Source organism: Photobacterium sp. R1 (genome assembly GCF_054600795.1).
The window spans coordinates 1-413 of record NZ_BAAHZP010000128.1; the positions used below are offsets into that span (position 1 = coordinate 1).

General features: G+C 46.2%; 1 protein-coding gene. It reads left to right on the forward strand.

Annotated elements, in window-relative coordinates; genetic code table 11:
- On the forward strand, positions 1 to 413 hold a 413-nt coding region (locus tag ACYP03_RS24295), incomplete at both ends, for a DinB family protein (RefSeq protein ID WP_459782411.1).

Sequence of the window (413 nt, forward strand, 5' to 3'; positions counted from 1 at the left end):
TTCCCTGATTAACAACCACTCAGCCTACTTCAAGAAAGCCGAACCTCTCCGGCATCCGCTGATTTTTTATTACGGCCACACAGCGGTCTTTTATATCAATAAGTTAAAGCTCGGAAAATACATAGAAAACAGGATTGCCCCACACTACGAGTCGATGTTTGCTATTGGTGTTGATGAAATGTCCTGGGACGATCTCAATGACGCCCACTACGACTGGCCAAGCGTTGATGACGTTAAAGCCTACCGCCATCAGGTGAAAGACTTAGTCAACCAGGTCATTGATGACATGCCGCTAACCCTGCCCATTACCGACAAAGATCCAGCATGGATAATTCTGATGGGTATTGAGCATGAACGCATCCACCTTGAAACCTCTTCTGTGATTATGCGCCAACTTCCTGTTGCTGATCTGA